Annotated in this window: 18 protein-coding genes; 7 read left to right on the forward strand and 11 right to left on the reverse strand. The window is 67.6% G+C overall.

The features are described from left to right. Positions 1-130: 130 nt before the first annotated feature. The 3 genes from QZ814_RS01355 to QZ814_RS01365 form a co-directional block, all read right to left on the reverse strand. Complete coding sequence (locus tag QZ814_RS01355; protein WP_294329245.1) at positions 131-940, reverse strand: transglutaminase family protein; 810 nt, start codon at positions 938-940, stop codon at positions 131-133. Further along, on the reverse strand, positions 940-1,875 hold the full coding sequence (locus QZ814_RS01360) for an alpha-E domain-containing protein (protein ID WP_294329268.1): 936 nt from the start codon (positions 1,873-1,875) through the stop codon (positions 940-942). The genes QZ814_RS01355 and QZ814_RS01360 overlap by 1 nt, the downstream gene beginning before the upstream one ends. A gap of 181 nt (positions 1,876-2,056) precedes the next feature. Then, a complete protein-coding gene (locus QZ814_RS01365) occupies positions 2,057-3,493 on the reverse strand; it encodes a circularly permuted type 2 ATP-grasp protein (protein ID WP_294329246.1) in 1,437 nt (478 codons plus the stop codon). 131 nt (positions 3,494-3,624) lie between these two features. On the opposite strand from QZ814_RS01365, the gene QZ814_RS01370 reads away from it, so the two are divergent. Then, positions 3,625-4,524, forward strand: coding sequence for a right-handed parallel beta-helix repeat-containing protein (locus tag QZ814_RS01370; protein WP_294329248.1), 900 nt, complete (start codon positions 3,625-3,627; stop codon positions 4,522-4,524). Between the two features lie 16 nt (positions 4,525-4,540). Here the strand turns inward: QZ814_RS01370 and QZ814_RS01375 are convergent, their stop codons facing one another. The 4 genes from QZ814_RS01375 to QZ814_RS01390 are packed head-to-tail and all read right to left on the reverse strand — an operon-like array spanning position 4,541 to position 8,435. Further along, positions 4,541-4,990, reverse strand: coding sequence for a MaoC family dehydratase (locus tag QZ814_RS01375; RefSeq protein ID WP_294329249.1), 450 nt, complete (start codon positions 4,988-4,990; stop codon positions 4,541-4,543). Between the two features lie 42 nt (positions 4,991-5,032). Beyond that, a complete protein-coding gene (locus tag QZ814_RS01380; RefSeq protein WP_294329250.1) occupies positions 5,033-6,301 on the reverse strand; it encodes an ectonucleotide pyrophosphatase/phosphodiesterase in 1,269 nt (422 codons plus the stop codon). Between the two features lie 42 nt (positions 6,302-6,343). Further along, a complete protein-coding gene (locus tag QZ814_RS01385; protein ID WP_294329252.1) occupies positions 6,344-7,711 on the reverse strand; it encodes a hypothetical protein in 1,368 nt (455 codons plus the stop codon). Between the two features lie 4 nt (positions 7,712-7,715). Then, complete coding sequence (locus QZ814_RS01390) at positions 7,716-8,435, reverse strand: glutaredoxin (protein ID WP_294329269.1); 720 nt, start codon at positions 8,433-8,435, stop codon at positions 7,716-7,718. A gap of 109 nt (positions 8,436-8,544) precedes the next feature. On the opposite strand from QZ814_RS01390, the gene QZ814_RS01395 reads away from it, so the two are divergent. The 3 genes from QZ814_RS01395 (at position 8,545) to QZ814_RS01405 (ending at position 10,865) form a co-directional block, all read left to right on the forward strand. Continuing rightward, entirely contained in the window at positions 8,545-8,943 is a 399-nt protein-coding gene (locus tag QZ814_RS01395) for a MerR family DNA-binding protein (protein WP_294329270.1), read from the forward strand. 179 nt (positions 8,944-9,122) lie between these two features. Further along, positions 9,123-10,514 (forward strand): HWE histidine kinase domain-containing protein, encoded by a 1,392-nt coding sequence (locus tag QZ814_RS01400; RefSeq protein WP_294329253.1) that lies wholly within the window; start codon positions 9,123-9,125, stop codon positions 10,512-10,514. A gap of 3 nt (positions 10,515-10,517) precedes the next feature. Further along, positions 10,518-10,865 (forward strand): response regulator, encoded by a 348-nt coding sequence (locus QZ814_RS01405; protein ID WP_294329254.1) that lies wholly within the window; start codon positions 10,518-10,520, stop codon positions 10,863-10,865. Between the two features lie 125 nt (positions 10,866-10,990). Here the strand turns inward: QZ814_RS01405 and ychF are convergent, their stop codons facing one another. Further along, complete coding sequence (ychF, locus tag QZ814_RS01410; RefSeq protein WP_294329255.1) at positions 10,991-12,088, reverse strand: redox-regulated ATPase YchF; 1,098 nt, start codon at positions 12,086-12,088, stop codon at positions 10,991-10,993. A gap of 189 nt (positions 12,089-12,277) precedes the next feature. Between ychF and QZ814_RS01415 the strand changes: the two genes are divergently transcribed. Further along, positions 12,278-13,279 (forward strand): transferrin-binding protein-like solute binding protein, encoded by a 1,002-nt coding sequence (locus tag QZ814_RS01415; RefSeq protein ID WP_294329256.1) that lies wholly within the window; start codon positions 12,278-12,280, stop codon positions 13,277-13,279. A 164-nt stretch (positions 13,280-13,443) separates the two neighbouring features. Continuing rightward, positions 13,444-13,878, forward strand: a complete 435-nt coding sequence (locus QZ814_RS01420) for a hypothetical protein (RefSeq protein WP_294329257.1) — start codon at positions 13,444-13,446, stop codon at positions 13,876-13,878. A gap of 47 nt (positions 13,879-13,925) precedes the next feature. Here QZ814_RS01420 and pth read toward each other — a convergent pair whose 3' ends face one another. From pth to QZ814_RS01435, 3 genes are all read right to left on the reverse strand, one after another. Continuing rightward, positions 13,926-14,495 (reverse strand): aminoacyl-tRNA hydrolase, encoded by a 570-nt coding sequence (gene pth / locus QZ814_RS01425; protein ID WP_294329258.1) that lies wholly within the window; start codon positions 14,493-14,495, stop codon positions 13,926-13,928. A gap of 81 nt (positions 14,496-14,576) precedes the next feature. Then, positions 14,577-15,176: a 50S ribosomal protein L25/general stress protein Ctc gene (locus QZ814_RS01430; RefSeq protein ID WP_294329259.1), complete on the reverse strand. Its 600-nt coding sequence runs from the start codon at positions 15,174-15,176 to the stop codon at positions 14,577-14,579. 268 nt (positions 15,177-15,444) lie between these two features. Beyond that, positions 15,445-16,308: a TraB/GumN family protein gene (locus tag QZ814_RS01435; protein ID WP_294329260.1), complete on the reverse strand. Its 864-nt coding sequence runs from the start codon at positions 16,306-16,308 to the stop codon at positions 15,445-15,447. 260 nt (positions 16,309-16,568) lie between these two features. On the opposite strand from QZ814_RS01435, the gene QZ814_RS01440 reads away from it, so the two are divergent. Continuing rightward, positions 16,569-17,352 (forward strand): glycine--tRNA ligase subunit alpha (locus QZ814_RS01440; RefSeq protein ID WP_294329271.1); only part of this gene is annotated, 784 nt, incomplete at its 3' end.

Below are 17,352 nucleotides of genomic sequence, written 5' to 3' on the forward strand. Positions count from 1 at the left end.
CCCCAGCGAAAGCTGGGGTCTCTCAGGGGCTTGGCGATAGCGAGAGGGTGCTACTGCGGGAGATGCCAGCTTCCGCTGGCATGACGTTCGGTGGAGGGGCCGCTCGGCGTAGGGGCAGGTTCTCCGGCGCTTACTCTTCGCTCCCCAGCCGATCGACATGCAGATCGACGTCGAGCTGCTCCTCGCCATGGCCGATGCGGTGGCCGGCAACGGCCGCGGCGCCTTCGGAATCCAGCCCTACGGCCACGCGCACATAGCCGTCGTCGGGCGACATCCCGGTCACCGGATCGAACGCCACCCAGCCGAGTCCGTCGATCCACGCCTCGCACCAAGCGTGCGGCGCGCACTGCTGGGTGCCGTCGAGATGATAGCCCGAGACGTAGCGGGCGGGCGCCTCCAGTGTGCGCGCGGCGGCGACGAACATCTGCGCCACGTCGCGCGACGCCTCCGCCTTGCCGGCAAAGGCCTGCGCGGCGGTAAGGCCCGTGTCTGGCGCATCGGGCACGCAGCGGAAGCGGGCGTGCAGTGCCTGGTTGAGCCGGTGGAGCTTCTCGATCGGATCGCCGGTGCCCGCGCTCACATCCGCCGCAAACGCGGTCAGCTCCTGGCTGGGCGCGGTGCGCGGCGTCGTGCGCAGGAACAGGGCGGGCGGCAGCGGATCGGACGTGCCGCGCAGCACCCCGGCATTGTCGGTGGTCAGCACCTCGCCGGTCACCGCGATCTCGATTTCCTCGATCGGGCCCTCGGCATAGAGCATCGTCACCGCATTGCCATAGCCGTCCACCGCGTCGCGCAGCCGGGCGTCGCAATCGACACCGACCATCCAGCTCACCACCGTCTGGTGCTGGGTGTCGCACGGCGTGAGGCGCAGCATCTGGACGATCCGCGCCTGGGGCTGGGTGAAGCGGTAGATCGAGCGGTGTTCGACGGCGATGCGCATCAGAGGAACCGGAACTGGCGAGCGATCGCACCGTCGAGCAGCGCGTTCTCGGTGATGAAATTCTCCAGATATTCGTGCAGCCCGCCGACGATGATGTCGGGCGTGCGCGCCTTCTGGATGCGGGCGAGGCGGGCGCGGGCCATGCGATCGGCCTCGCCCTGCAGGCCGGTGCGCTTGGCGAGCTGGCTGAGCAGGGTCACGCTCTCCTCGACGCACGCCGCGAGGCTCCGCGGCAGCTCGGCGCGGCTGACCAGCAGGTCGATGACGTTGTCCGGCCGGAGCCCCTCCGAATAGAGCCAGCGATAGGCGGTGACGGCGGAGACGGTCTGGAGGATCGTCGTCCACTGGTCGCGATCGACCGCACCGCCGACGCTTTCGCCCGCCGGCAGCAGCAGATGGTATTTCACGTCGACCAGTCGCGCGGTGTTGTCCGCCCGCTCGATCGCGGCGCCGAGCTGGATCAGCAGCGTCGCCTCGTTGCGCATCATCCGGTGGATCGCGCCTTCGAAACCGCGGGTCTCGCCCTTGATCTGCTCGACCAGGTGGAGCGTCTCGGTGGACCCGCCGGTCGAGGCACGATTGGCGAACAGCCACCAGGCGCGGTTGATTGCGGTCCAGGCCTCGCGGGTGAGCGCGGTGCGCACGGCGCGGGCGTTGTTACGCGCCATTTCGAGGCAGCGGATGATCGAGCCGGGGTTGTCCGCCTCCAGCGTCAGGAAGCGCGCGACATGCGCTTGGGTCGCAGGATGGCCGGTTTCGGCGAAGAGCTCGTCCGTATAGCTGACGGTGAGCGCGCTTTGCCATGCGGCCTCGCCGGCGGGACGGGCGGAGAGCGCATCGAGGCGAATGGTGGCCTCCACCAGCCGCGCGATGAAGTCGGCGCGCTCGACATAGCGGCCGAGCCAGTAGAGCGCGGCGGCGGTGCGGGAGAGCATCATCATGGGCGTGCCTCCCGGATCGAAGCCTTCAGATCCTCCCCGGAACGGGGAGGGGGACCATGCGAAGCATGGTGGAGGGGGATCGCAGCGAGGGATGCATGTGTGGAAGCGCCCCTCCACCTCCGCCTGCGGCGGCGGTCCCCTTCCCCGTTCCGGGGAGGATCAAAGGTAAGCGCCCTCATGCCACGTCTCCCAGCAGCACGAAGCTGTCCTTGGTGCCGCCGCCCTGGCTGGAATTGACCACGAGCGACCCCTCGCGCAGCGCCACGCGGGTGAGCCCGCCGGGCACGACACGCACCTTGTCGCTGCCGGTCAGCACGAAGGGACGGAAGTCGACATGGCGCGGCGCCAGGCCCTTCTCGGTCAGCGTCGGCACCGTCGACAGCGCCAGCGTCGGCTGCGCGATATAGCGGTGCGGCTCGGCGATCAGCGCGGCGCGGAATGTCTCGATCTGCTCGCTGGTCGCGGTGGGGCCGACCAGCATGCCATAGCCGCCCGATCCGTCGACCAGCTTCACCACCAGTTCGGGCAGGTGATCGAGCACGTACTTCAGTGCCTGCGGCTCGCGGCAGCGCCAGGTCTCGACATTGGGCAGCTTGGCCTCGCCGCCCGAATAGAAGCGGACGATCTCCGGCATGTAGCTGTAGATCGCCTTGTCGTCGGCGATGCCGTTGCCCGGCGCGTTGAGCAGCGCGACATTGCCCGCCCGGTACGCGGCGATCAGGCCGGGGACGCCGAGCAATGAATCCGGGCGGAACACCAGCGGATCGAGGAAATCGTCGTCGATGCGGCGATAGATCACGTCCACCCGCACCCGGCCGGCGATCGTCTCCATATAGACGATGTCGTCGTCGACCACGAGGTCGGCCGCCTCGACCAACTCGACGCCCATCGAGTCCGCGAGGAAGCTGTGCTCGTAATAGGCCGAGTTGAAATGGCCCGGCGTCAGCACCACGCACACCGGCCGCGCGCGGCCCGAGGGGGCGACCGAGCGCATCGTCTCCAAGAGCATGTCCGGATAGCTGTCGACGGGTGCCACGCGGAAATCGCGGAACAGCTCGGGGCACAGCCGGATCATCGCCTCACGATTTTCCAGCATGTAGGAAACGCCGGAGGGCGTGCGGGCATTGTCTTCCAGCACGTAGAACTCGTCCGGCCCGGTGCGGACCAGATCGATGCCGCAGATGTGGGCCCACACCCCGTGCGGCGGGCGGATGCCGGCGACCTCGGGGCGGAACTGCTCGTTGCGCAGGATCAGTTCGGGCGGGATGATCCCCTCGTCCAGGATGCGGCGGGCGCCGTAGATATCCTCCAGAAACGCGTTGATCGCCTCGACCCGCTGGACGAGGCCCTCGCTCAGTTTCTGCCATTCGCGCTGGAGGAAGATGCGCGGCACGATGTCGAAGGGGATGATCCGCTCGGCGGCGTCGCTATCGCCATAGACGGCGAAGGTAATGCCCAGCTGGCGGAAGGCGGCTTCGGCGGATTGCTGCCGGCGCTGCAGTTCCTCGGGCGGAGTATCTGCGATCCATTGCGACAGCGCGGTGAACGCCTCGCGCGGCGCCTCCGGACCGCCATGCCCCCAAATCTCGTCGAACGCCCCCGTTGATCCCATCAGAGCTCCCAAACGCCCGAGTGGCCAGTGGGTGCCATGCTGCAATGCTTCGTTGCGGCGCACAAGCGGGGAATGTGCAAGCCTGCGCAGCGGCGCGATTTTTTAACGGCGGCCATGGCAGGGTGGCAGGCATGTCGATCCTGCTCGCCTTCCTCGCCGCCACGCAGCCCTTCACCGTTGCAGAGACGGGGCAGGGGTTTGCCACCCTCGCCGCCGCCGTCGATGCCGTGCGCGACGGCACTGCGACGATCCTAATCGCCCCCGGTACCTACCACCAGTGCGTGGTGCAGGCGGCCGGGCGGATCACCTTCAAGGCGGTCCAGCCGGGCACGGCGATCTTCGAGAACACGGTGTGCGAGGGCAAGGCGGCGTTCGTGCTGCGCGGCCGCGGCTCTGCCGTGGACGGTATCGTCTTCCGCAAGTTCCGGGTGGGCGACGGCAACGGCGCCGGCATCCGCATCGAGATGGGCGACCTGAGCGTCACCCGCTCGACCTTCCTCGACAGCCAGGAAGGCATATTGGGCGGCGGCCACCCCACGGTGCGCAGCATCACCATCGATCGCTCGAGCTTTGCCGGGCTCGGCCAGTGCGACGAGTCGCCGAGTTGCGCGCATTCGGTGTACCTGACGGTCGACGGGCTGGTGACGATCACCCATAGCCGCTTCGAGCGCGGCACCGGCGGCCATTATGTCAAGCTGCGCGCGCGCCGCGTGGCGATCTCCGACAACAGCTTCGACGACAGTGCGGGCCGCAAGACGAACTACATGATCGACCTGTCCGAGGGCGGCACGGGGACGATCACGCAGAACCTGTTCGTGCAGGGCAAGGCCAAGGAGAATCGCTCGGGGCTGATCGTGGTCGCGGCGGAAGCGCGGACCTATCCGAGTGACGGCCTGCAGGTGACCGGAAACACCGCCAGCCTCGCGCCCGGTGCGCCGGCGGACCCGGCCTTCGTGGCGGATTGTTCCGGCAGCCGGATCCTCGTGGCGAACAACCGGCTGGCCGGCATGCGGCCGTTCGAGCGGCGCTGAGCCTCGGGACGCGCGGTTAGTCCGGCTTGCGCCGCGCGATCAGGGCGTTGGCGATGAAGGTGAGCACCGGCTCGTCCTTCTGGTTGAAGCTGGTCAGCCGGCTGCGGACGATGCCCATCTGCGGCTTGCTCTGCGAGGCGCGGACCTCCAGCACCTCGGTCTCGCAGCGGAGCACGTCGCCGGGATAGACCGGCTTCAGCCAGCGCAGCTCGTCGACGCCGGCGGCGCCCAGGCTGGCGATCGGGTGTTCCTGATAATGGGCGACCAGCATCGCCATCGTCATCGCATTGGTGTGCCAGCCGCTTGCCGCCAGCCGCCCGAAATGGGTCTGCGCCGCCGCCTCGTCGGAGAGATGGAAGGGCTGGGGATCATATTTGCGGGCGAAGTCGAGCACTTCCTCGCGGGTGACTTCGTAGCGGCCGAACTGCGCCCGGTCGCCTACCTGGATATCGTCGAACATGCGCATGCCAGCCAGTTTCAATCAGAAACTGGCATACGGCAAGCGGATTCAGCGGTCGCGGAGCAGCGACCGGAAGGGCGCGTCATTGCCGTCGACGTCGCTGCGCGGCGGCAGGCCGAGCAGGTCGCGGAGCAGCGGATAGACGTCGACATTGTCGAAGGCGGGCACGGTACCGTGGCGGAAGGCCGGGCCGGCGGCGACGAACAGCGCGGCCATGTCGCTCGACTGGTTGTCATAGCCATGCTCGCCGCGCGTATAGGGCGCGTCGGGCAGCTTCTCGACGATCATCCAGCGCGGCTCGGCGAGGCAGAAGATCGCGGCGATGCGCGGGTTGCGGCCATAGCGGAAGCGCGCGGGAATCTCGCCCTTGCGCCAGCAATCCATGTGCGGGTGCCGGCCGAGCAGCGTCTTTTCGACCAGCGCCTCCTGACCCGGGGCAGGATTCAGCGCAGCGAAGGGGCCGGCCTCGATCAGATGGTAGCTGTCCTTGGGCAGACCCAGCGGGATGATGCGGGTATCGCTGGTCTCCGACATGCCGTGATCGGAGACCACGACGATGTTGGCAGGCTGGTGGAGGGCGGCGAGGCCGTCGAGCAACACCCCGATCTGCGTGTCGATCTGCCCGGCGGCCTGGGTGACCTCGGGCGAGTCGGGGCCGTGGGCATGGCCGATCGTGTCGACCTTGTCGAAATAGAGCGTGACGAAGCGCGGGCGGTTGGCGGCGGGGCGGCGGAGCCAGTCGAGCACGGTATCGACGCGCTGGGTGTCGTTCACCGCCTGATTATACTGCAGCCAGTCGCGCGGGCGGGTGCCGCCGGGATAGTCGCCGTGATCGGCCTTTGTGGCAGGACTCCCCCAGGCGACATTGGCGCCGGGCCAGAACACGGTGCCGGTGCGGATGCCGGCCTTTTCCGCAGCGACCCAGATCGGCTGGGCGGCATTCCACCAATAGGGTGCGTCGCTGGCGGTGGTGAAGGTCTCGCCCGGATGGGCGGCATCCTCCATCCGGTTGCCGACGATACCGTGGTGATCGGGCACCACGCCGGTGACGAGCGTCCAGTGGTTTGGGAAGGTCTTGCTGGGGAAGCTCGGCCGCATTGGCCCGGTGATCCCCTGGCTGGCGAGGCGGAGGAGGTTGGGCGTGACGCCGCGCTGGAGATAGTCGGCGCGGAAACCGTCGATCGAGACCAGAATCGTCACCGGCGCACGCACTTCGATCGCGGCGGCGGGCGGGGGCGGGGTCAGTGCCGGCGGGGTGGCACAGGCCTGGAGCAGCGCGACGAGCGCGGCGGCGGCGATACGGGAAGTCCAGCGCATGGCGGCTCCCATGCGCTGGATTTGTTGCCGGGGGAAGACCGGCTATCGACCCAGCGCGAAGCGGGCGAACAGCGTGTAGCTCACCGGCCGCTTGCCATAGGCGGCGTCCAGCGCGGCGGGCTTGAGATAGGTCGCAATCGATCCGCCCAGCGCCAGCTCGGTCTGCCCGGGCAGGGGGATGCGATAGGCATAGCCGCCCTCGATCCGCGTCACCCGGAACTTCCGATCGTGCAGCGGCGAATCATGGTCCGGGAACAGCTCGTCATTGGCGACATTTTCCACCCGGCCGAACAGGCTGTGCCGCGAGGTCACATCCCAGTTCGCCTCGGCGGTGAAGGCGCTGAGCACCGGCCCTGGCAGGCGGTGCTTGGCGGCATAGGCCAGCATCGCCGAAACGGCGCCGTCGCTATAGTGGAGGCTGGCGGTGGTACGCTGCTCGTCCTCCCCGGCATGAGTGACTTCGGGGCTCTTGAGGTGCCCGGTCGAGACCTGCGCGAGCCAGCGGTCGGAAGGCGACCAGCTCGCGCGCACGCTCCAGCTGTCGAGCTTGATCGGATCGATGTCCCAGCGATGCTCGTCGGGCTCGCGGCCGTTGAACCAGGATCCTTCCAGCTGCACCCGTCCCGCCTGCACGCCGCCGGTGACCACGCCATAGGTGATGTGGCTGCTGTCGAACCAGTGATGCGCGATCGGCGACAGCGCGAAATAGCGCGCCGATCGGCGGTGCATGAACGCGCTGGGCCCCAGCGCCGGCTCGGCGACCGGGCCGCCATAGACGAACAAGCTGGTACCGGGCGCGACCTGGGTGTCGACGCGGGCGCTTAGTTCCATGAACAGGTCGTGCGGATGCTGGCGATCGACCAGCGGCACCCCGTTCGCGGTCTCGCCGCTGGCGAACAGATTGGGATAGCCGCGCTGGCCCATCGCCGGCTCGAGGCTACCCATCGCGCGCAGCTGAAGCGCGGTGCCGCCCCAGTCGCGCGTGGCGCTGAGCATGGCCATGGACTCCAGGATGGCCTCGTCGCCGCCGCGCTTGCCGCCCTGGTCGGTATAGACGCCCCAGACATAGCCATGCGCCATCACCATCCAGTCGCCATGGCTCAGCATCACGCCGCGCATCGGCCCGTCGGCCTGGGGCAGTAGCGAGGTGCCAGAGCCGCCGGTGGCGTAGTCGGATCCGCCCATCCGCATCCTCGACATTGGCTGGTCCATGGTCATTCCCGCCATGTCGTGCCCCATCCCCGCATGATCCTGCGGCGTGCTCGGCGTGGGTATGGTGTGCCCCATGGCGGCGTGGTCCTGCGGCGCCGGTTCGGCCGGCACGCTGCCCATGTCGTGCATGCTGCGGTCCTCCTGCGCCAGGACGGGCAGGGGGGCGAGCAGGGCGAGGGCGGAGAGGAGTAGGCGCAATGGATCAGGCTCCCAGCAGCATGCGCGTGAGCATCCAGAGGCCCATCGCGATCATCATCAGGTTTTCGGTAAGCGACACGAAGCCGAGCGGCACATTGCTGTCGCCGCCGACACAGGCGCATTTGAGGTCGCGCCGATCGACATAGACCGCCTTGAACACCGAGACGGCGCCGATCCCGCCGATGAACAAGGCGAGCGGCACCGAAAGCCAGGTCAGCACGTTGGCGGTCATCAGCAGCCCGGCAGCGGCCTCGGCGAACGGGTACAGCGTCGCATAGGGCGCCCAGCGGCGCGCGAGCAGGTCATAGCCTAGGAACATCGTCGCGAAGCCGGAGACGTCGCGCAGCTTGAGCATCGCCAGCAGGCACATCGAGTAGCTGACGAACCACTCGCAGGCCCGCAGCGTGGCCGGCGTGGCATAGACAGCCTGGCTCGTGGCGAGCGCCATCAGCGCGGCAATCGCGAACAGCGCGATCACCGGGCGGTAGGTCCTGGCCTTGGGATCGCGGACCTTCAGGCCGAGATAGCGGCGCAGATCGTCATGGCCGCCGATCCGCTGCTCGCCAACGAAAACCTGCGGCGTAGTGGCAACGCCGTGCCGCGCCTTGAAGGCATCGGTCTCCTCGCGGGTGGTGAGGTGGCGATCGTCGACCGAATAGCCGTGGCGTTTCAGCAGGTGCAGGGCGCGCAGGCCCCAGGGGCAGACGTGGCTGCCCATCACCATGCGATACAGAATTGCGCGTTTGTTCGAGGCGGATGGCATTGGGTTTCCCAGGGGCTTTCCTTGGCTCCGCACCACCTATACGGTCCGTACCATGGTACGGAGTCAACCCATGGTGAACTGGACGATCGGAAGGCTCGCCGACGCCGGCGGCGTAGGGGTGGAAACGGTGCGCTATTACCAGCGCCGTGGGCTGCTCCCCACGCCCGCCCGGAGCGGCGGGCCCGATGCGGGCGTGCGTCGCTATGGCGAAGGCGAGCTGCGGCGGCTGCGCTTCATCCGCTCGGCCCAGGCGGCGGGGTTCACGCTGGAGGAGATCGGCGAGCTGCTCGAACTCGACGCCACCGACGATCGTGCCCGCGCGCGCGAACTGGCTCGGGCCCGGATCGCCGCGCTGGACGCGAAGATCGCCGAGCTGGTGCAGGCGCGCGAGGGACTGGCGCGGCTGGCAAAGGAATGCGGATCGGGCCGCGCCGGGCCCTGCCCGATCCTCACTGCGTTCGAAGACTAGCCGGCTCGCCGACCGCCACCCGCGGCGGGGTAACAAATGTTATCGCGTGCCCCGCCGCGAATGAACGATTGCTGCTGCGAAACATTGTGCCGGCCGCGGAGGCGGGACCGGCATCCTGCTCGTAGGAGGGCGCAGTGGGCGAGCATGATTTTCCGATTGGCGGTGGCCAGCTCGGGCAGATGATCCGGGAGTTCGACTGGGCGCGCACCGCGATCGGGTCGCTCGCGCAATGGCCGCAGAGCCTCAAGTCGGTCACCCAGATGCTGCTGCTCTCGCCGGTGCCGATCGTGCTGCTGTGGGGCGAAGACGGCGTGATGATCTATAACGACGCCTATTCGAAATTCGCCGGCAGCCGGCATCCCGCCTTGCTCGGCTCCAAGGTGCGCGAAGGCTGGGCCGAGATTTCGGACTTCAACGACAATGTCATGCGGGTGGGCCTGAGCGGACAGACGCTCGCCTATCGCGACCAGGAGCTGGCGCTGCAGCGGCGCGGCAAGCTGGAGCCGGTATGGATGGACCTCGACTATTCCCCGGTGCTCGATGAGTCCGGCACGCCGGCTGGCGTGATCGCCATCGTGGTCGAGACGACGCAGAAGGTGATCGCCCAGCGCCAGCTGCGCGAAAGCGAGCGGCGGCTGCGTGCGTTCGTGGAGGCAACCTCGGATGCGATCTACCGGATGAACCCGGACTGGTCGCAGCTGCTGCATCTCGATGGCGGCACGTTCCTCGCGGACGCCGACCGCGTGATGCCGGACTGGATGTCGGTGTACCTGCACCCGGAGGACCATGCGCGGGTGCAGGCGGCGATCGAGCAGGCGGTGGCGACGCGCCAGCCGCTCGAGCTGGAACATCGGGTGCGCCAGGCGGACGGCAGTATCGGATGGGTCGCCTCGCGCGCGGTGCCGCTGACCGACGAGGCGGGGGAACTGGTCGAATGGTTCGGTGCCGCGTCTGACATCACCGAACAGCGGCGCACCAACGAGCATCTTCGGCTCGTGATCAACGAGCTCAACCACCGCGTGAAGAACACGCTGGCGATGGTGCAGGCGATCGCGATGCGCACCTTCCGCGCCGCGCCCGACATGGCGGTGGCACAGGAGCAGTTCGCCGCGCGGCTGGTCGCGCTGGCCCAGGCGAACGATCTGCTCACCGGAGAACGCTGGGCGGGCGCATCGCTCTACGCGGCGATCGAGCAGGCGGTGCGACCGCACCAGCATGATCCGGCGCGCTGCACCCTGTCCGGCACGGACCTGCGCGTCTCGCCCAAGACCGCACTGGCGCTGGCCCTGGCGATGCACGAGCTTTCCACCAACGCCGTCAAGTACGGCGCTTGGTCGAACGAGACGGGCCGGGTGGCGATCGCCTGGTCGGTGGCAGGCGATCGCCTGCTGGTGGAGTGGCGCGAGGAGGGCGGCCCACCTGTCACGCCGCCCGGACGTCGCGGCTTCGGCTCGCGACTGATCGAACGTGGCCTGGCCGGGGAACTTGGCGGCAAGGTGACGCTTTACTTCGATCCAGGTGGCGTACGCTGCAGGATCGAAGCGCCGCTCGCGGCAGTAACCGTAGAGTAGGATATGGGTTTGCGTGTCCTGATCGTCGAAGACGAAATGACGATCGCCTTCCTGATCGAGGACATGCTGGAGGATCTCGGCCATCAGGTGGTGGAAATCGCAATGCGGCTGCCCGAGGCGCTGGAAGCGGCGCGGCGGGTGGAGGCGGATCTGGCGATCCTCGACGTCAATCTCGACGGCCACCGGTCCTTCCCGGTCGCGGATATCCTGGCGGATCGGGCGATCCCGTTCGCCTTCGCCACCGGCTATGGCGCGCTGGGGCTGGAGGGCGCGTATCGCGAGCGCCCGGTGCTCGCCAAGCCGTTCCTGCGCGAGCATCTCGCGGCGCTGATCGCGAAGGCGTGTGGGTAGCATCCTCTAGCCCCTCCCCTTCAGGAGCGGGGTTGAGGTGGGGCTGTGTCTCACCGAGACCGACCTGCGTTCTGGAATCCGTCTTCCTCAACCCCTCCTCCCAGGAGGAGGGGCTTGAGATCGGATCAGCTATGCAGGAAGTGCATCACGTCCCCGTCCTGCACAATGTACGCCTTGCCTTCCGCGCGCAGCTTGCCGGCCTCGCGCGCCTTGGCTTCGCCGCCGAGCGCCACGAAATCGTCGAACGCGATGGTCTCGGCGCGGATGAAGCCTTTCTCGAAATCGCTGTGGATCGTGCCGGCCGCATTGGGTGCGGTCGCACCGCGATTGACGGTCCAGGCGCGCGCTTCCTTGGGGCCGACGGTGAAGAAGGTCAGCAGGTCGAGCAGCGCGTAGCCGGCGCGGATCACGCGGGCGAGGCCGGTTTCCTCCAGCCCCAGCTCGCCGAGGAACTCGCCGCGCTCGTCGAGCGGCATGGTGGCGATCTCGGCCTCGATCGCCGCCGAGACGACGACCGCCTGCGCGCCCTCGGCCGCCGCCTTGGCGAAGACCTTGGCGGAGAGCTCGTTGCCGTTCGCGGCGTCTTCCTCGTTGACGTTGCACACGTAGAGCACCGGCTTGGCGGTGAGCAGCTGGGCGATGCGCAGGTGGCGCGCCTCGTCCTCGTCCTTGGGCACGGTCAAACGGGCGGGCTTGCCGTCGCGCAGCAGCTCCAGCGCCTGGCCGAGCACGCTCGCCGCCGCCTTGGCCTCCTTGTCGCCCTGCGCCGCCTTCTTGGCGAGATTGGGCACACGCTTCTCGAGGCTTTCGAGATCGGAGAGCATCAGCTCGGTCTCGACCGTCTCGGCGTCCGCGATCGGATCGACGCGGTTGTCGACATGCTGGATGTCGTCATTCTCGAAGCAGCGCAGCACGTGGACGACCGCGTCCACCTCGCGGATGTTGCCGAGGAACTGGTTGCCCAGCCCTTCGCCCTTGCTGGCGCCACGGACCAGCCCGGCGATGTCGACGAAGCCGAGCTGCGTCTCGATGATCTTCTGCGATCCGGCGATCTCGGCGAGCTTGTTGAGGCGCGGATCCGGCACCGCGACGTTGCCGACGTTCGGCTCGATCGTGCAGAACGGATAATTGGCTGCCTGCGCCGCGGCCGTCTCGGTCAGCGCGTTGAAAAGCGTGGACTTGCCGACATTGGGCAGGCCGACGATGCCGCAACGGAAACCCATGGGTGTTCGATCCTGTGATGAGGGGCCGGCGGAGGCGCCGGCAAGAATGCCCGCTCGATAGGCGCATGGCGCGGCTTTTTCCAGTGCGACGCATAACCTTCCGTCTAGCCTTGACGCAGGGCCGTTCATCTGGGGTACAGGGGCCACAAGGTCTTTCCTGCACGCGCAGGTTCACGAGGAGTTTTGGGTATGATTCGCCGTATTGTGATCATGGGTACGGCTGCGGCCGCGGTCGCGCTGGCCAGCTGCGGCGGCGGCGGAAGCTCCTCGTCGACGGCAACCCCGACGCCGACGCCCACCCCCACGCCGACGCCGACGCCCACCTACACCGCGTTCCCGCTGACCGCGGCGACCCAGTTCAACACGCTGGACGCGACCACCAACTATACTGGTGATCCCACTGCGGGCGCGGTCACGCTGGGCCTTCCCACGACCGAGACCATCGGCGCGCGCGTCAGTCTCGCGGCCACTGCGGACCTGACCAACGGCACCTTCGTGATCGACGAGGGCAGCGAGGAATCGCGTTTCACCGGCACCAACGTGACGGCGACGGCGGCGCCCACCGTCACCGAGTTCGTCTACCGCATGGTCAGCACCGCCACGGGCGCGCAGGCCGGCAATTTCAGCCAGCTGGAAGTGCTCAACAACATCACCGCGGCGAACCTGGAGACCAGCGACAGCCTGCTCAGCAAGCTGAGCGTCCTGAGTTACGCCAATTGGTGGCGCGGCGATTCGACCACCGGCCAGAAGCGCCTGACCTATGCGATCTTCGGCTACCAGACGTTCACCTACGACATGCCGACCACCGGCACCGCGACCTACAATGCGCGCATCGTCGGCCGTGCGATCGGTGTCGCCAACAATGCGACGACGATCAATCGCGTAGGCGGCACCGCGACCGTGACGGTCAACTTCGCCACCGGCCTGGTCAGCACCACGCTCAACCTGACGACGGTGCCGACGAGCGGCGCCGAGACGCCGTACCTGGCGCTGAGCGCCCAGGGCGCGCTGCCGATCCAGGGCAACCAGTTCACCGGCAGCTTCGCCAGCGGCAGCCCGGCGACCGGCACGATCGCCGGCAGCTTCTACGGCTCGCAGGGCGTGAACATCGGCATCGTGTTCGGCGCGCTCGGCACGATCAACGGTGCGGACACCCGCATCGTCGGCGAACTGGTCGGCCTGAAGCAGTAAGCGTTTCGCCAGCAATGACAGGAAAGGGGCTCGGGCGACCGGGCCCCTTTTTTTGTTCGCGCGTGTTTCTTACGCCGCCTATCCCATAGGCGGAGCCGAGGATTGTTGGCGGCCCGTCTAGATCCTTGGTAGCAGGACATATGGGGAAACTAATCGCTTCCATTATGCTGGTCGCCAGCAGCGCGGCCGCTGGTCAGTCGACGTTCGATCGCGATTCGGTCATGGCCGAAATCGAGCGTGTCCTTGTTCTTCCCAAGGGGGCCAAGCCACTGGCGGCCTATGGTAGGAACTATGCGTTGTCCGCGCAGGGAACGGTGATTGGAACGTTCCTCCTGCCGCTGCCCGCCCCGGCGTACGAGGGGTGCGAAGTCTTGCTGGCAGACCTCTCATCCCGTCCCTGTACAAAGGCAGAGATCGCAGATGCTGCTGCCGGTCATGCGCACGCGTTATCGGCGCAAGCGCCAGCGGGCAGTCGACGCTGGTTCGACCATCGCGAGGCATTGCCGCAGATCTTCGATGGGGGATGTTCGCAGATCAATGTCGAGTATGACATTGCCAAGCACCGGATCCTTCGAGCTACGTGCAACGGCGTCGCATAGCCGCGCACGCGTCGTCGACGATCTGCAACTGCTGCCTCTTCGTCGCCTCAATCCTGCATTCGCCGCGCCACCTCGTTCATGAAGCGCACGTCGTCGCCTGCCGCCAGCCACGCGGCCTCGGCCGCAATCGCCCCCAGCATGTCGCTGAGCGGCTCGATCTCCGCCTTGGCATAGTTGCCGAGCACATAGCCGGTCACCCGGTCCTTGTGCCCCGGATGGCCGATGCCCAGCCGCACCCGGCGAAACTCGGGCCCCAGATGCGCGTCGGTCGAGCGCAGGCCGTTATGCCCCGCCGTGCCGCCGCCGCGCTTCACCTTCACCTTCATCGGCACCAGGTCGAGCTCGTCGTGGAAGACGGTGACGTCCTCCGGGCTCAGCTTGTAGAAGTCCATCGCGGCGCGCACCGCGCGGCCGCTTTCGTTCATGAAGGTGCCGGGCTTCAGCAGCACGATCTTGTCGGTGCCGATGCGGCCTTCCTGGGTCCAGCCCTGGAACTGCTTCTTCGGCGCGGAGAAGCCATGCACCTCGGCCAGCGCGTCCAGCACCATGAAGCCGACATTGTGGCGGTGCATCGCATATTGCGGCCCCGGATTGCCGAGACCCACCCATAGCTGCATCACCCACACTCCCCGAAAAGAAAATCGCCCCCGCACCTAGGGTGCGGAGGCGATCTTTTGAACCCGTGACGGGAAGGGCGATCAGCCCTCGGCCGACTCGGCGGCTTCGCCGTCTGCCGACTTCAGCGCCGACGGCGCGACGACGGTGGCGATGGTGAAGTCGCGATCGGTGATCGCAGGCGTCGCGCCCTTGGGCAGGGTCACGGCCGAGATGTGCAGCGAATCGCCGACTTCGAGGCCTGCGAGCGAGATCTCGATCTGCTCGGGGATCTCGGCCGCGTCGACCACCAGCTCCAGCTCGTGACGGACGATGTTGAGCACGCCGCCTCGCTTGATGCCCGGGGCCTGCTCTTCGTCGACGAACACGATCGGCACTTCGACGTGCACGGTCGCGTGCTCGGAGATGCGCAGGAAGTCGACGTGCAGCGGACGCTCGGTCACGACGTCGAAGGCGACGTCCTTGGCCAGCGTGCGCTCGCCGTTGACCATGATCACCGAGTTGAAGAAGTGGCCGGTGTTCAGCAGCTTCTGCAGCTCACGCTCGTTGACGTGGATGCTGGCGGGATCCTGCTTGTTGCCATAGATCACGGCGGGGACGCGGCCTTCACGACGCAGCGCCCGGGAGGCTCCCTTGCCAGCCCGGTCGCGCGTTTCGGCCGACAGCGTAAGCGTGTCGCTCATGTGTCGATTTCCAATGCGCTAAATGTTTCAACGTGCATGCAGCGGCAGGCCTCCAGGGATGACCCTGCCACGGCAAGCGCGCGCCTATAGTCGAGACGGGGGCGAATCGCAAGGCGGCGTTCGTCTCCCCGAAAGTTCCGAAAGTTCCGGCAAAACGACATTGGCGCACTCCGTCGTCCGTGGCCGCGCGGGGCGACCGGCGGACCATATACATCGGGACCACGGGTGTAGGAAAGCAGATGTTCCTTATTCGTTCTTATCGCGACCTCTATTGGAGCCGCTCCACCTTGAACCCGGCCCTGGCGAGCAGCGCCAGCACGCTTTCGTCGCCTGCCAGATGCCCGGCGCCCACGGCGACGAAGACGGTGCCCGGCGTCCGCATCCGGCCGCGGATCCAGGCCGCCCAGGCGCGGTTCCGGCGGACCAGCAGCACGTCGCGCAGTTCGGGATTGCCGGCGAGGTCGGCGTTGAGCAGGCGGGCGAGGCCATCGGCGTCGCCCTTGCCCCAGGCGGCGATCGTCGTGTCGATCGTGCGCCCCATGTCCGCCAGCCCGTCCAGCGTATCGTCCAGCAGCCGGCGCTGCGCCGCCGCCGAAAGATGGTCGAAATAGCCGAACTGCTGCGCCGCGGTTTCCAGCCCCGCCACCCGCTTGCCCGCCTTGCCGGCCGCGGTCTGCAGCACCTGCTCGGCACCGTTGGCGTCGTCATAGCCGAGCTTCTGGAGCGGCAGCAGCGACAAGGTGATCGCGGCAAGCCAGGGCTCGTCGCGGTCCAGCGCGCGGTCGGAAAGGCCGGCGCCGCGCAGCGCCTTGTCTAGTCTGGCATGCTCGGCCGGGGGCAGCGCGGCGACGGTGGGATCGCCGGGGGTGCGGCCGAGCCTGTCGAGCAGCGCCTGCGTCTCCCCCTGGGGCGGCATCACCAGTTCCAGCACGAGCGTGTCGGAGCGCTCGAAGGCCGAGCGCACCGGCCCCTCGAACCAGCGCAGGTCCGGGCGAAGCATGTGGACCGTGCCGAACAGATAGACGGTGGTGTCGCCGTCGCGCACCGCCCACAGCGCCGGCTTGGCCGCACGCGGCGCGGGGCCGCAGCTGCCGAGGAGGAGGAGGGCGGCGAGAAGGAACGCGCGGAACATGGCAGTCTTGTGGGGGAGGGCGGGCCCAAGTTCAACAATCCTCCCCCGCCAGGGGGAGGTGGGCCGCGCAGCGGCTCGGAGGGGGAGGATGCCAGAACCTCGCCACCGTCGTGCTTCCTCCCCCTCCGTCAGGCTGCGCCTGCCACCTCCCCCTGGCGGGGGAGGATTGGGGGGCGGTTGACCCCCCTGCTGCGGTGCGCCAAAGCGTGGCCAAACCTTACAGGGTGACCAACTTGTCCGAACCTCTCAGCTTCCAGCGCATGATCCTGACGCTCCATGACTATTGGAGCACGCGCGGCTGCCTGATCCTGCAGCCCTATGACATGCGCATGGGCGCCGGCACCTTCCACCCCGCCACCACGCTGCGCGCGCTGGGGCCGGAGCCCTGGAACGCCGCCTTCGTCCAGCCCTGCCGCCGCCCGACCGACGGCCGCTATGGCGAGAACCCCAATCGGCTCCAGCATTATTACCAGTATCAGGTGATCCTGAAGCCCTCGCCCGCCGACTTGCAGGACCTGTATCTGGGCAGCCTGGCCGCGATCGGCGTCGACATGACCAAGCATGATATCCGCTTCGTCGAGGACGACTGGGAAAGTCCGACATTGGGTGCCTGGGGCCTGGGCTGGGAAGTCTGGTGCGACGGGATGGAGGTGACGCAGTTCACCTATTTCCAGCAGATGGGCGGATACGACATGAAGCCGGTCGCGGGCGAGCTGACCTACGGGCTCGAACGGCTGGCCATGTATATCCAGGACGTCGACAATGTGTACGACCTGCGCTTCAACGATGCAGGCGTGTCTTACGGCGACGTGTTTCTCGAAAACGAGAAGCAGATGTCGACCTGGAACTTCGAGGTCGCCGACACCGACACGTTGTTCGACGCCTTCCGCAAGGCGGCCGCAGAGTGCGAGCGCTGCCTGGAGGCCAAGCTGCCCATCCCCGCCTATGAACAGGCGATCAAGGCCAGCCACACCTTCAACCTGCTGCAGGCGCGCGGCGTGATCTCGGTGGCGGAGCGCCAGGCCTATATGGGCCGCGTCCGCG

Origin of the sequence: uncultured Sphingomonas sp. (assembly GCF_913777625.1) — a bacterium.
GTDB lineage: Bacteria > Pseudomonadota > Alphaproteobacteria > Sphingomonadales > Sphingomonadaceae > Sphingomonas.